Genomic DNA, 12,313 nt, shown 5'->3' with positions numbered 1-12,313 from the left:
AATCCAAGCGCGGGAAAACCGCATTTTTCCGTGGCACACAGGCAGCGTAGCCATGGAAAACAGGATATTTTCATGTCGCTCTACTGGATGTTGAGCCCCAACAGGCGATACACAGCCGTCATATCCAGACCGGCCTCCACGGCGTCGGCCAGGCGGTCCAGCTCCGGCCCCAGGCCGTAAGCGGCTCCCGCAAGCGGCGCAAGGCCCCTCTCCCGGCGCAGGCGGTTGAGCAGCGCATGGCGGAAAGCGTCCGCGTCGAAAACGCCGTGCAAATAGGTGCCCCAGACACGCGCCGCGCCGTCGGCCCCGGCCAGGCCCCAGCCGAGCGCCTGCCCCGTATGGTCGGTCAAAAGCGGCGTCAGGGCCGCCGCTTTCGTCTCCACTTCCGCGGCGGAAGGTCCGCTGCGGCCGTGGTGGATTTCATATCCCGTCACTGCCAGTTCCTCTCCCGCCAGCGCGGCCAGAGCCCGGCCCGAGGTCCGGCGCAGGCACTTCACGCAGCCCAGTTCCGTGGTCAGGGGCAGCAGGCCCAGGCCCGGCTCGCTGCCGCCTTCCTCCAGGTTCAGCGGGTCGGCAATGTCTTGCCCCAGCATTTGCAGGCCGCCGCAAATGCCCGCCAGCACGCCCCGGCCTTCCTTCAGGGCGCGCTGCGCATAGCCGCGCAGAGCCCCGGCCAGGCCCGATTGCCGCAAAAAGCGCATATCCGCGATGCTGTTCTTGCTGCCCGGCAGAATCACCAGGTCCGGCGCGCCCAGTTCGTCGCCGCGCCGCGCCACGCGCAGACGCACGCCCGCTTCAACGCGCAGGGCGTCCAGATCGGTGAAATTGCTGATATGGGGCAGATCCACCAGCACAATGTCCAGACAGTCCTCCGCACGGGCCGCATCCCCATCCGCCGCGTGCGGCGCGCTCAGGCCCGGCGTGATCCCCAGCTTGAAGCTCACGGAATCCTCTTCGGGCAGGCGCAGATCCTCCAGCATGGGCACCACGCCCAGAAACGGCCTGCGCGTGCGGCGGCTCACCGCCGCCAGGGCCGGGTCCAGCAGGGAGGCGTCGCCCCGGAATTTGTTCAGCACATATCCGGCCACGCGCGCCCGGTCGGCCCGGCCCAGCAGGCTCATGGTGCCCACCAGAGCCGCGAAGGCCCCGCCCCGGTCAATGTCCGCCACCAACAACACATGTGCCCCGGCATGGCGGGCCATACGCATGTTCACGATGTCGTGCGCCCTGAGATTGATCTCCGCCGGGCTGCCCGCGCCTTCCAGCACCATGACGTCCATGCCCGTCGACAGTTCGTCGTAGGCGCGGCGCACGGCCTTCCAGGCTTCGGCCTTGTAGCGCAGGTATTCGCCCACCCGCATCCGGCCCACGGGCCGTCCCAGCATGATGACCTGGGAACCCGTGTGGGAGGTGGGCTTGAGCAGCACCGGATTCATACGCACGTCGGCGGGCAGGCCGCAGGCAGCGGCCTGCAGAACCTGGGCCCGGCCCATCTCCTCCCCCTGTTCGGTCACAAAGGAATTGAGGGCCATGTTCTGGGCCTTGAAGGGCGCGACGCTGAGCCCCCGGCGGGCCAGCAGACGGCAGACGGCGGCGGTGAGCAGGCTTTTGCCCGCATTGGAACAGGTGCCCTGGAACATCAGGGCTGGCGGATGGAGACGGGATCGCATGGACTTCTCCTTACCCTACAAGCGCGGGCGGCAGCAAGGCGGCTTGCAGGCCTTGGCCGCATACCGTATATAGATAAAGTCATGAGAAAAGAGTGTACCATTCTCGCGGAGGCCGCATGAAACGTGTTCTGCTTTGGATTCTGGGCATCGTGATTGTGCTGGGCGTGGCCGGAGCCGTACTGCTCGGCCGCATTGACACGCAATTTGTGGTTAAACAGATTGCCGACGCCACAGCCAAAGCCACCGGCAAGCCCCTGATCTTCACCAGCGCGCCGAGCCTCTCGCTGCTGCCGCCCGGCGTGAAGTTCGGGCAGGCCGACTGGGGCGAAATCAAGGACGGCCAAGGCCTTGCCGTGTCCGTCAAGGGCGGCGTGGTGGAACTGGAGCTGACCCCGCTGTTCTCCGGCAATCTGGTGGTGCGCGAGGTGCGTCTGGACAATCCCGTACTGGAAATGCGCGAAGGCAAGGCCGTGGCCGCCGCTCCGGCTCAGCAGAACCAGGCGCATGAGCAGACTGCGCAAAACCAGGCCCCGGCCGCTACCGCGCCCTCCGACGAATTGCCCGTGGAGCTGATGCGCCTGGTGGTGCGCCAGGGCGAAGTGCGCTACGTGGACGCGCAGGGCACGACGCTGCATATCGAAAATCTCAATCTTTCCGTGGAAAACCTGCGCCGCCGCGAGGAAGCCGGCGTACAGTGCGACTTCGCCTTCGATTTCAAGGAAAATGCTCAAAAAGCCGTTCTGGCCGGCAATCTGGCGCTGGACGCCAAGTTGCGCTATTACGCGCCGCATCTGACCTTCCGCCAGATTTCCCTGACCTTCACCCCGCTGCACGGCCTCCTGCCCAAGGAAGCCGGACCCGCCCAGCTGATCTGCGAAGGCGCGCTCAACCTCCAGACCCGCAGCCTGCGCCTGGCCTCAGCCCGCCTGACCACGCCGCAGGCCCGCCTGACGCTCGGCGGCGAAGCCACGCTGACGCCCCCGGCTTTCAAGGGCAATGTGAGCCTGGAAGGTTCGCCCCGCAAGCTGGCGGCCCTGGCCGGGCAGAAGCTCAAGCCCGTGGACAACGACATTCTCAGTTTCAAGAGCGCTCTGGAATACGCGGGCGACAAGCTGCATCTGCGCCAGATCGTCATGCAACTGGACGACATTCCGGTGCGCGGCGACCTGAGCCTGGCCCTGGACGCGCCTTTGGCCGTGTCCGGCGGCATTCAGGCCGGAATGATCAATCTGGACGCCTACCTGCCCCTGCCGGAAAGCGGCAAGGCCGCCGCATCCGCCCCGGCCAGGGCTGACGGCAAGGCCGGGGCGGACAAGGCTCCGGCCGCGAAGGCCGCGCAAAGCCTGCCCTCCGTGAACCTGCGCGCGGCCCTGTCCGGCGTGCGCCAGGGTAAACTCAGCGTCACGAACATCGCCTTCATTCTCAAAGGCGAAAAAGGCCGTTACGCTGTCACGTCGCTCAGCGGCTCCCTGGGCAGCGGCGGAAGCATCAAGGGCTCGGCCGCGGCGGATCTTCCGGCCAAGGCCTACAGCCTCAAGGCCACGGCTTCGGGCGTCAATGTGGGCGGCCTTCTGGACGCTCTGGGCAAAGGACGCCCGGTGGACGGCGTTGCCGCTCTGGACGCGGATCTGAACGTACATGGCGCCGACGCCAAAGCCATGCTGGCCGGACTCAACGGCCGGGGTCTGCTGGAAGTGCGCAATATGCATCTGGCCGCCATGTCGGCCCTGCCCAAGAACGTGCCGGGCCTGACCGGCAAAAAGGGCGCTGTGCCCGACCGTTTTGACCTTGTGCGCGTGCCCTTCACAGCCCGCAACGGCGACGTGACGGCCCAGCCCATAGTCATCAGTTCCGCCGGATTCAACGCCACAGGCCGGGCCCAGGCCAGCCTGCCGCGCGAGTATCTGGACGCCGCGGCGGACATCAAAACGCTGGGCATGACCATTCCCGTGGTGGCCAAGGGGCCTTTCAGCGATATTTCCTACGGCGTTGACCCCAAATTCGCTCTGGATATGGCCAGAAAACTGCCCGGCGCGCTGCTGGACGGCGGCAAGGCCGCCGGAGGCGCGACCCAGGAAGGTGCGCAGGGCGTGGGCGGCGCGGTGAAGAAGGGCCTGGGCGGCGCGGGCGGACTGGTGCGCGGCCTTTTCGGCAAATAAAAAGGCAGGGACGCCAAAAACGCAAGCTTGGGCTTGCGTTTTCCCAGTCAAAGGCTAAAGATTTTTTTCAGGCGGCCGTTGAGAACGCTAGAGCAGTTCCGCATTTTCAACGCGAGTCTGCTCTGGAAACGGCCGACGCCCCAGCGGGGAACAGGCACCTCCCGCCGGTGATGGATGCCGGCGCGGTGGAGCGATAGTCACGGATTGAGCGTACAGGCGGCAAAGTATGTATTTATTGATCGGTCTTGCCATCGTTGCGGCCTCGGTGTTTACCGGCTACACCCTGGCCCACGGCGAATGGGGCGTACTTTTCCAGCCTGCGGAGTTCATCATCATTCTGGGTTGCGGCCTGGGCGCTTTTTTCGGTTCCCAGACCAAATACACCTTCAGTCTGATCGTCAAAAGCCTGAAGCACCTTTTCGCGGATCCCGGTTCGAGCAAATCGCGCTATCTGGAAACCTTGGCCCTGCTCTACGCGCTTTTTTCCAAGATGCACCGCGAAGGCGTCATCAGCATTGAAAGCGATGTGGAAAAGCCCGAAGCCAGCCCCATTTTCAGCAAGTATCCCAACGTGTCCAAGGACACCAGACTGGTCAACTTCATCGGCGACACTTTGCGCGTCTACCTGACCACCGGCGACCCGGCGGACATCGACAGTCTGATGGACGTGGATATCGCCACCATGCGCGAGGAAGGCATTCTGCCCGCCCATGCCGTGAGCCACATGGCCGAATCCATGCCGGGCATGGGCATCGTGGCCTGCGTGCTGGGCGTGGTGCTGGCCATGGGCAAGATCAACGAGCCCCCGGAAGTGCTGGGGCACTACATCGGCGCGGCCCTGGTGGGCACGTTTTTCGGCATTCTCTGCTGCTACGGCCTGTTCGGCCCCATGGGCGCCAAGCTGGAAAACTTTGTGTCCGAGGAACATTTTTATTACCATTCCATCAAGGAAGCCGTGGCCGCCGCCATTCGCGGCTCCACGCCCCTGATCGCCGTGGAATACGGCCGTCGGGCCATTCCCTATCCCTTCCGGCCCAATTTCCCGGAGATGGAAGAAAAGCTCAAGAACGGTTAGGACAGTTTCAAAATGAACTTGCCCTGGCAGCTGCGGAGAACAGCAGTTGGCCGCGAAGGCGTAAGCGCAGCAATGCATCTGCGCCGTGAAACGCCGAAGTGCGCGTCTTTAAATGTTAAGAATGCGCATTCTTAACGTTAATATGCTCCCGGTCCGCGCGCCCGGCCATCCCCCCGCTCCGGCGGGAGACGGATCCACAGCCGGTCGCGTCCCGACTTTTGCATTTTACCAAAGGAAACCAGTATGGGCAGCGCCTGGAAAGTCGCCTACGCCGACTTTGTGACGGCCATGATGGCCTTCTTTCTCCTGCTCTGGGTGCTCAACATGGTGCCGCCGGAAACCAGAGCCGGGCTGGCCGCCTATTTCAGCGGCGAGCGCAACTTTGATTCCAGCTCCACCTCGCCGGTGTCCAACAACCCCTTTATCCAGAACACCGACAAGATCGACACCCGGGATCTCAAAATCAACGAAGTGGAAAAATCCCACTACGCCATTGCGCAGAAGATCAAACAGATGCTCATGGCCGACGCCGTGCCGCAGAGTTCCTCGGGCATCAGCGCCGACGACGTGGGCGTGCAGCTGCGCGTCAATTCCGACGTGCTGTTCAAACCCGGGGCCGTGGACTTTCTGCCTGAAGGCGAAAAAGTGCTAAACAGCGTCTTGCAGGTTCTGAAGGACTACAATCTCTATCTGGTGGTGCGCGGCCATGCCGACGGCAACGAGGCCCGGCCGCCCTTCGCCTCGGCCTGGGAACTCTCGGGCGCGCGCGCGGCGGCTGTGCTGCACTATCTGGCCGACCACGGCGTCAAGCCCACCCGCCTGCGCGGCGTGGCCTACGGTGACACGCGCCCGCTCAAACCCGGCATTGACGAGGAAAGCCGGGCCGTCAACCGACGGGTGGAATTCTTTTTCCACCGGCCCGAGGTCATGTCCTACAGCCTGGTATATTAAGGCAGCGCACAAATTAAGCAAAACAACGTACCGGCATATGCCGGTACGTTTGTATTTTTGACAGGTAAGAGCGGCTTTTTTTCAAAAAAGGCCGCTCTTACCTTCTCTCTGCCCAACCGTGCAGGATGTCTTCAAACAGGACGGCCGAAGGGGCCTGCCCCCCGCGCCGGGTGACGTCTTCAAAACAGGTTCTCCGGCTACACAAACGACAGGCTCTGGCCGGGGCGCATGGCTATGCAGTCGCAGTCGGGGCAGAGCCTGGCCACCTGTTCCTGGAAGTATTCGGCGCTCTGGGCCAGCACCGGGAAGGTGCCCCAGTGCATGGGAATGACCGATTTGCAGCCCAACAGTTTGCAGGCCAGGGCCGCCTGGCGGGCGTCCATGGTGAACACTCCGCCGATGGGCAGCAGAGCCACGTCGATATGGTAGAGTTGCCCCCAGAGTTCCATGCCGCTGAAAATACAGGTGTCGCCCGCGTGGTAAACCACAAGGCCGTCGGGCATTTCAATGATGTAGCCCGCCGGGGCGCCGGAATCGCTGGAATGGAAAGCCTGGGTCATGGTGGCCTTGATGCCCTTGTGCTCCATGGTGCCGCCCATGTTGAAGCCGATGCCGTTAAGAATCTGCGCTTCAGGCACGCCGTCCTCCGCCAGTTTCCCCGCCGTGCCCACAATGGCCCCCAACATGGCGCCGGTCTTGCGGCAGATATTCACGGCTTCACCCACATGGTCGCCATGGTCGTGGGTGACCAGCAGCATGTCCACTGGCCCCAGGCTTTCCACGGTCACCCCGGAAGCGGGCGTAAAAAAGGGATCAATAAGCACATGCGCCTGCGGGGCGCTGATCTTGAAGGCCGAATGGCCGTACCAGGTAATCTCGCTCATGGCTTTGCCTCGTTTTCAGTGTATTTTTCAGCCCAGCGCCCCAGATTGTGCGCCAGGCCCAGTTGGTCGAAAATTCGTCCGCTGGTCTGGAGGAGCATTTCCTCAAGACTCTGCGGGCGCAGATAAAAACCGGGGGAAAAGGGCATGATCACGGCCCCGGCTTCGCGCAGGCTCAGCATGTTGCGCAGATGCACGGCGGAGAGCGGGCTTTCACGCGTCACCAGCACCAGGCGCAGGCCTTCCTTGAGGGCCACGTCACCCGCGCGCTGAAGCAGATTGCCGGTAGCTCCGGAAGCCAGCGCACCCAGCGTGCCCATGGAGCAGGGCACGATCAGCATGGCCGCGGGCTCAGCGCCGTACCACCAGGAACCGCTGGCCGGTCCGGCGGCCAGATTGTCAGGCTCATACAGATGATCGGCGTGCGCGGCCAGCAGCTCCGGCCCGGCCCCGCATTCAGCGCGCAGCACGGCGCGCGCGCCATGCGAAATGACGCAATGGGTCCGCACATCCGGCATGGCGGCCAGTCCGCGCAACACGCACAAAGCCAGGGGCATGCCGCTGGCCCCGCTGACGCCCACCAGAATGTCGCGCATGCTTGTCTTCTCCTTGCCGTTCTTCATCCGTCTTTCTATTTTTCCCATAAAAGCGCCGGGCTGGCAAATGCGCCGCGTCCGGCGGCCGGACCATAAGGAGCGAGGGCACGCCTTGACAGGGACCAGGACAAAGCATATCAAAACACATCTTGCGCGCCCGTAGCTCAGTTGGATAGAGCGTTGGCCTCCGGAGCCAAAGGCCGTGCGTTCGAATCGCGCCGGGCGCGCCAAATATTTCAGGGACTTGCGAAAATACAACTGCAAGTCCCTTTTCTTTTCCCCACACGATTCCCCGCACAGACCTGCAAAATCCGTTTTTGGCGGAAATTTCCTCGCACGGATTGCCGCCGCTCCCCTGACGAAGCACGCCGCCGATGCGCTGGACGGCCAGACCATCCCTGTCAGCATCATCACGCTGGAAGATTTGGAAGCCGCCCCGTGGACTGGGCGCAATTTTCCATATTTAATTGATACCCTCACAAATTTCATATAATTTTTCCAGCAGAGCAATTCTATATACAGAAGGAGGAAAAAATAAAAATGCGTAACTATTTTATATATTTTATTCTTGCTATGAGTCTATGCCTTATTGGGTGTGAAGGCCCACAAGCGAAACAAGAGCTTGAAAGGCTCAGAGCAGAAATTACGCAGAAAGATGAGCAAATCGTCATGCTAGGTAAGCGTCTCGCCACTACAGAGGAAGAACTTGCCAAGGCGCAGAAGTTAATCAAAGATACTCTTGAGGCTCCAGAAAAACGCTTTCAGGAGATACAAGCACATATAGAAGCTGGTCACTATGACCAAGCCATGCCGTTACTTTCCAACTACCTCAGCGAGTTTCCTAGCTCTCGACATGCGACTAGCGTAAAGGAACTTCAAAGGAAGTTACCCCAGTTGATAGCCGACCAGAAAAAGGCTGCTGAAGAAAAGGCAAGAATACTTCGGGAGGGATTTAAGACAATCAAAGTTCAAAGCACTTTTACTTGCCCAAATAATACGAAGATTCACTGTAAAAAATTTCAATCGGGAAAGAAATTTATCTTCGACAGAAGAGACTCTCGATATTATTATTACACAGCAGATAAAAATAATATCTACATAAGTGCTGACATATCAGTAACTTCTAAAGATTCAAACCCTCTTCTTCCAGCTATCTTTGTTGGAAAAGTAAACAATGAAGGGAAACTTACAGATATAAATATTATGCAATATATGTTTTATCGTTGGGAAAGCTATGCTTCTTATCTTGGTAATGAAGGTGATAACGGCAATGATTTCTCAAAAACAGATACTGTACTCTTTTCTATCGGTGTTGAAGTACAAGATAAAAAAGGTATCTATGTTATATTCACGGAAGGAACTCCTTATTTTGCACGTCAATACGAACAGTTTAAGAATCCTCCCGTGTACTATACACTTGACCCTAGCCAGCCTTTCCCTATACCAGAATCTTCCCTCTCTATTGAAGACTTCATTGCCAAGTACACAGCACTTGCCATAATAACACGCTGATATCAAGCGGCCCTACCGGATTTTGAGGCATAGCACAACAGTCCTGAAAACTGCATCCATCGCTATGGGTGTGATTCCAGACGTTGACATAGCAAACAGGTAGGAATAATTTCAGGAAACAGGATGACGGAACGCTTTCCGCCATCGTATGGCAAGGCTTGGCCGCCCGCTATATGCCCTCTTACCGCTGGAAGCTCCGGTTTTCAGCGGTAAAACTTTTTGGGGGATCACTCAAAAACGGCTTTCCCTTTGTCATCTGTCCAGATTTGCTTAAAAGTCCAGTTTCCTCTAGCCATAATGCCAAAGGCCCACCAGCAAAACGCCGATGGGCCTTTTTTTGCGCCTCTACAGGGGAATATCTGCCAAATCCAGACCGTGGCACTCCCTAGCGATCTTGGCCTGACTTGCCGCCGCTGTTTTGAGTTTTGCCGCGTCCATGAGCTGGCCCGCCGTTGCCGGAGCGATGATACCTTCCCGCACGGCGTCCAGCACCGCATCCGCGAAGGCGGGCAAATCTTCCACACTGCTGACAGGCGGCAATTCCAGCAGGGGCAAAGGCTGTTCCCGTATTTCCGGCAGCAGGCGCGGCACCAGCAGTTTCAGCGCATGGATGTTCCCGGCGGCGGCAAGGCTGATTGCGCGGTCAAGGATTTCATCCGCCCGCCCGGCCAGCTTGACTTGCATGATCCGTGTCAGCGTGTTGGGGGAGCCTTTCGGCCTGCCCGCCGGATTGCCGCTTTGCCCCGGCTGAAAGCGCCCCCCGGCCTGTTTTTTCCTGCTGTTTTCAGGCATCGTTTTTGTCATGCTTTTTCCTTTTGGCGGCGGCCCTGACTTTTTGGCCTGCTTCCGTGGCCGTGCGCTCCGCAAGCCAGTTTTCAAGATAGTCCAGCATAGCTTTTTCCCGCGCTGTAAGGCCCCTGTCATGGCAGACCGTTGCGCGCCGTTTAGGGGCAATTCTGGCCCGTTTTTCCGTATGTCTATTGCTCATGGCATTTCCTTTTTGGTGGACGGCGCTTGCCCCCCTCCCGGCGTGCCCTCCGCAGCACACCGGAAAACGTCAGCGGCATTTTTCCCTGCATCATCTGGCGAATGGTCAACCATTCCTCCGCCGTGACGCCTTCCGGCAGTTTCAGGGCATAGGCAGCGAAACGGGCGGTACAGACGAAGCGCCACAGCCCGGATGCATAGACCACCCCGGACGGAAAGCAGCGCCTCACAAGCGGCACGATCTCTGCCGGAAGGACACCGCAGCGGAACAGAAGCAGCAAATGGACATGGACATGAAATAACCCTGTATCCGCTGTGCTTGTTTCGATGCAGCGCGCCGCCCCGGCAATGCGCCGAAGATAGGTCTTTGATCTGTAAAGTCTGGCGCAATCCGCCGCCAATTCCGCATAACGCGCCGCCATGCCATCCGCTTCGGTATCCGGCATCGTGATGGTCAGCAATTGCGAGTTGAAACCGCTTTCCTTGAGAACAGCGTCCATCCGGGCCGCCTCCGCTGCCTTTCGATAGGCCCGCCGCCGGTAGCACAGGGGGCATTCCCCTAAGCCACATTGGTAAGTCCATGTGTCCATCCCACCGGGGACAGGTCGTCCGCATTCCAAAAGCCGATGCTGACGATAGAGATTCCCTGCCCTCGCATAAAAGGCTGCAAGTTCATCCCGCAAGGCAAGTGCCTGCTGCCGGGAAGGGGGGCGAAAATCTAAGCACTTATTTAGATAAGGTAGGCGGCTCCCCTCCGCCGTATCCCATGCCGCCCCCCCGCCATGTAACGACAGGGAGACCATCGCCGCTATCCCTTGTGCATCGGTTCTATTGTGCAAGCGTCAAGATAGGCCTGCAAATCGCTTAGACGATAGGCAATCTTGCGTCCCAACTTCAAAAAAGAGGGCGGCTGGCGCTTCCAGCGGCGATTTTGAAGCGATTTTATCGAAAAGCCCAGAATACGGGCGGCGGCTTTCTCGTCAACAAGCTCAAGATCAAAGTTCGGCATAGTTCATTCTCCTTTGAAATAAAAAAGGCCGTTCCGGGAACATCCGGGAACAGCCTAGAATTTCGCAGGAGGCTCTGCCTACTGGGGAAAAAATCTTTCAATCTACCATCGGCCAAACCATGCGCGGTGCCGTAGCAAATCATTAAACCACCATGCGGCGGCGTCCATGTTTGGGGGGAGCTTGCCCGTAAATTTTTGCCGGAAAGAAGCCTGGGTAAACAGGCCCTCTTTGTGGAATCCCGCCATGATTGCCCTTGCCAAAATCAGCCCTTTATCGTTACGCACACGCTTCCAAATAGCGTGAAAGGTATCCTTGCTGCCGATTGCCGGGGAGACGTGGTATCCCTTGAGCTTGTAGAAGGCCTCCCGTGCTTCCGCGTATGAGGCTACGGGAAAAATGCCAAGTTTATATTTGCGCTCTGTTTCAGCAAGCACTACCAAAGCCATCACGGCCATGCACTGGGTCAAGGTTTCCGCATCATCTTGCCGCGCTCTGCCAGACCTGCCCGACGTTTGTAGTGCCTTGCGATAAAGCTCCATGAGCGTTTCAGGGATATGCGGCACAATGCCGGACACTCTGGAGAACTCCGCTTCCAGCATGGCCGGTGTGGGGATGCATCCTTGCTCGTCAGCTTTGAAGTACAGGCCCCGCCGCTCCTCTCCGTTGAAAAAATTCAAATATTGTACGCGCCCGCATTTGATGCGCCGTATCCGGCATGAGCAAAGATTGTGCAAGCTCACAAGTGCATAGTATTCATGCGAGGTAGACACATCCCTGTGTTCACGCTCCAGCTTGCGGCGCTCATTTGGTTCTGATTCATAGAGTTCCGCTGCATCAATCATTTTTACTATCTGTATTTATATTTTGTATTTCATCTAAAATAGTATCTACATTTTCCGTAGCCTTCTTCAAAACAGTATTTTTTAAGTGTGAATATCTCTCTGTCATTGAAATATTGGAATGTGTTAGGAGTTCCTTTACTGTATAGAGGTCAACGCCTTTATTGACCAGAAGCGAAGCAAAGACATGTCTCAGGCTGTGAACAGGGCGAAAGTCGCGGGGCAGACCGGCCCGCTCGCGTACACGGTATGCTGTGCGCCGAAAATTTTCACGGGGTTTTCCTGTCTTTCCGGGAAAGACATACTCCCCAGTTCGGGGAATATAGGCAAGGACTTCCCTAGCCGTATGATTCAACGGAATATAGGAAGATCGTTTGTTTTTGGCAGATTCCGCCCGTAGCAGAATGATGCCTCTTTCAAAGTCAATATCAGTCCAGCGCAGTGCCAGCAGTGCGCCGCGACGTATGCCCGTCAACAAGGCTAATTTAAGAAATGCAGTGCCTAGGTGTAATGTTCCAATAGGTTGTTCACCCTGCCTCAAGCCGGTAAAGCTGGAGTTGACAGACAACAGTAAACCGAGCCGAGGACAGGGTGAACAGCCATAAGAATGCCAAATTGACTGCACGCGGTCGA

Annotated in this window: 13 protein-coding genes and 1 tRNA gene; 6 read left to right on the top strand and 8 right to left on the bottom strand. The window is 58.7% G+C overall.

Annotation, left to right across the window (positions count from 1 at the left end; translation table 11 throughout):
- Positions 1-80: 80 nt before the first annotated feature.
- Complete coding sequence (locus FYJ44_RS13590) at positions 81-1,670, bottom strand: cobyric acid synthase (RefSeq protein WP_195841034.1); 1,590 nt, start codon at positions 1,668-1,670, stop codon at positions 81-83.
- A 116-nt stretch (positions 1,671-1,786) separates the two neighbouring features.
- On the opposite strand from FYJ44_RS13590, the gene FYJ44_RS13585 reads away from it, so the two are divergent.
- The 3 genes from FYJ44_RS13585 to FYJ44_RS13575 all read left to right on the top strand — a co-directional run bounded on the left by FYJ44_RS13585 (position 1,787) and on the right by FYJ44_RS13575 (position 5,855).
- Entirely contained in the window at positions 1,787-3,829 is a 2,043-nt protein-coding gene (locus tag FYJ44_RS13585; protein WP_154513053.1) for an AsmA family protein, read from the top strand.
- A gap of 226 nt (positions 3,830-4,055) precedes the next feature.
- Positions 4,056-4,904 carry a flagellar motor stator protein MotA gene (motA, locus tag FYJ44_RS13580; protein ID WP_154513051.1) on the top strand — a complete coding sequence of 283 codons (849 nt, stop codon included), beginning with the start codon at positions 4,056-4,058 and terminating at the stop codon, positions 4,902-4,904.
- Between the two features lie 243 nt (positions 4,905-5,147).
- Positions 5,148-5,855 carry an OmpA/MotB family protein gene (locus FYJ44_RS13575; RefSeq protein WP_154513049.1) on the top strand — a complete coding sequence of 236 codons (708 nt, stop codon included), beginning with the start codon at positions 5,148-5,150 and terminating at the stop codon, positions 5,853-5,855.
- Between the two features lie 197 nt (positions 5,856-6,052).
- Here the strand turns inward: FYJ44_RS13575 and FYJ44_RS13570 are convergent, their stop codons facing one another.
- Complete coding sequence (locus FYJ44_RS13570; protein ID WP_154513047.1) at positions 6,053-6,739, bottom strand: metal-dependent hydrolase; 687 nt, start codon at positions 6,737-6,739, stop codon at positions 6,053-6,055.
- Complete coding sequence (locus tag FYJ44_RS13565) at positions 6,736-7,332, bottom strand: UbiX family flavin prenyltransferase (protein WP_154513045.1); 597 nt, start codon at positions 7,330-7,332, stop codon at positions 6,736-6,738. The genes FYJ44_RS13570 and FYJ44_RS13565 overlap by 4 nt, the downstream gene beginning before the upstream one ends.
- Before the next feature lie 153 nt (positions 7,333-7,485).
- Between FYJ44_RS13565 and FYJ44_RS13560 the strand changes: the two genes are divergently transcribed.
- From FYJ44_RS13560 to FYJ44_RS13550, 3 genes are all read left to right on the top strand, one after another.
- Positions 7,486-7,562 (top strand) — tRNA-Arg (locus tag FYJ44_RS13560).
- Positions 7,535-7,825: a PDDEXK family nuclease gene (locus FYJ44_RS13555; protein ID WP_154513043.1), complete on the top strand. Its 291-nt coding sequence runs from the start codon at positions 7,535-7,537 to the stop codon at positions 7,823-7,825. Before FYJ44_RS13560 ends, FYJ44_RS13555 begins: the two co-directional genes overlap by 28 nt.
- A 47-nt stretch (positions 7,826-7,872) precedes the next feature.
- Positions 7,873-8,844 carry a hypothetical protein gene (locus FYJ44_RS13550; protein WP_154513041.1) on the top strand — a complete coding sequence of 324 codons (972 nt, stop codon included), beginning with the start codon at positions 7,873-7,875 and terminating at the stop codon, positions 8,842-8,844.
- 345 nt (positions 8,845-9,189) lie between these two features.
- On the opposite strand, the gene FYJ44_RS13545 is transcribed toward FYJ44_RS13550, so the two are convergent.
- The 5 genes from FYJ44_RS13545 to FYJ44_RS13525 all read right to left on the bottom strand — a co-directional run.
- On the bottom strand, positions 9,190-9,648 hold the full coding sequence (locus FYJ44_RS13545; protein WP_154513039.1) for a DUF5681 domain-containing protein: 459 nt from the start codon (positions 9,646-9,648) through the stop codon (positions 9,190-9,192).
- A gap of 173 nt (positions 9,649-9,821) precedes the next feature.
- On the bottom strand, positions 9,822-10,421 hold the full coding sequence (locus tag FYJ44_RS13540) for a protein rep (protein WP_229772723.1): 600 nt from the start codon (positions 10,419-10,421) through the stop codon (positions 9,822-9,824).
- A gap of 218 nt (positions 10,422-10,639) precedes the next feature.
- A complete protein-coding gene (locus FYJ44_RS13535) occupies positions 10,640-10,840 on the bottom strand; it encodes a helix-turn-helix transcriptional regulator (protein WP_154513035.1) in 201 nt (66 codons plus the stop codon).
- 102 nt (positions 10,841-10,942) lie between these two features.
- Positions 10,943-11,683, bottom strand: a complete 741-nt coding sequence (locus FYJ44_RS13530; protein WP_154513033.1) for a hypothetical protein — start codon at positions 11,681-11,683, stop codon at positions 10,943-10,945.
- Positions 11,676-12,313 (bottom strand): tyrosine-type recombinase/integrase (locus tag FYJ44_RS13525; protein ID WP_154513031.1); only part of this gene is annotated, 638 nt, incomplete at its 5' end. The genes FYJ44_RS13530 and FYJ44_RS13525, both read right to left, overlap by 8 nt.

Origin of the sequence: Desulfovibrio porci, from assembly GCF_009696265.1 — a bacterium.
Taxonomy (GTDB): domain Bacteria; phylum Desulfobacterota; class Desulfovibrionia; order Desulfovibrionales; family Desulfovibrionaceae; genus Desulfovibrio; species Desulfovibrio porci.
This window is presented reverse-complemented; position numbering and strand designations above follow the sequence as displayed.

Excerpts from the sequence above, each read along its gene's own strand:
- FYJ44_RS13590 (WP_195841034.1), bottom strand. The coding sequence starts at position 1,670 with ATGCGATCCCGTCTCCATCCGCCAGCCCTGATGTTCCAGGGCACCTGT.
- FYJ44_RS13585 (WP_154513053.1), top strand. The coding sequence starts at position 1,787 with ATGAAACGTGTTCTGCTTTGGATTCTGGGCATCGTGATTGTGCTGGGC.
- motA (WP_154513051.1), top strand. The coding sequence starts at position 4,056 with ATGTATTTATTGATCGGTCTTGCCATCGTTGCGGCCTCGGTGTTTACC.
- FYJ44_RS13575 (WP_154513049.1), top strand. The coding sequence starts at position 5,148 with ATGGGCAGCGCCTGGAAAGTCGCCTACGCCGACTTTGTGACGGCCATG.
- FYJ44_RS13570 (WP_154513047.1), bottom strand. The coding sequence starts at position 6,739 with ATGAGCGAGATTACCTGGTACGGCCATTCGGCCTTCAAGATCAGCGCC.
- FYJ44_RS13565 (WP_154513045.1), bottom strand. The coding sequence starts at position 7,332 with ATGCGCGACATTCTGGTGGGCGTCAGCGGGGCCAGCGGCATGCCCCTG.
- FYJ44_RS13550 (WP_154513041.1), top strand. The coding sequence starts at position 7,873 with ATGCGTAACTATTTTATATATTTTATTCTTGCTATGAGTCTATGCCTT.
- FYJ44_RS13545 (WP_154513039.1), bottom strand. The coding sequence starts at position 9,648 with ATGACAAAAACGATGCCTGAAAACAGCAGGAAAAAACAGGCCGGGGGG.
- FYJ44_RS13540 (WP_229772723.1), bottom strand. The coding sequence starts at position 10,421 with ATGGACACATGGACTTACCAATGTGGCTTAGGGGAATGCCCCCTGTGC.
- FYJ44_RS13535 (WP_154513035.1), bottom strand. The coding sequence starts at position 10,840 with ATGCCGAACTTTGATCTTGAGCTTGTTGACGAGAAAGCCGCCGCCCGT.
- FYJ44_RS13530 (WP_154513033.1), bottom strand. The coding sequence starts at position 11,683 with ATGATTGATGCAGCGGAACTCTATGAATCAGAACCAAATGAGCGCCGC.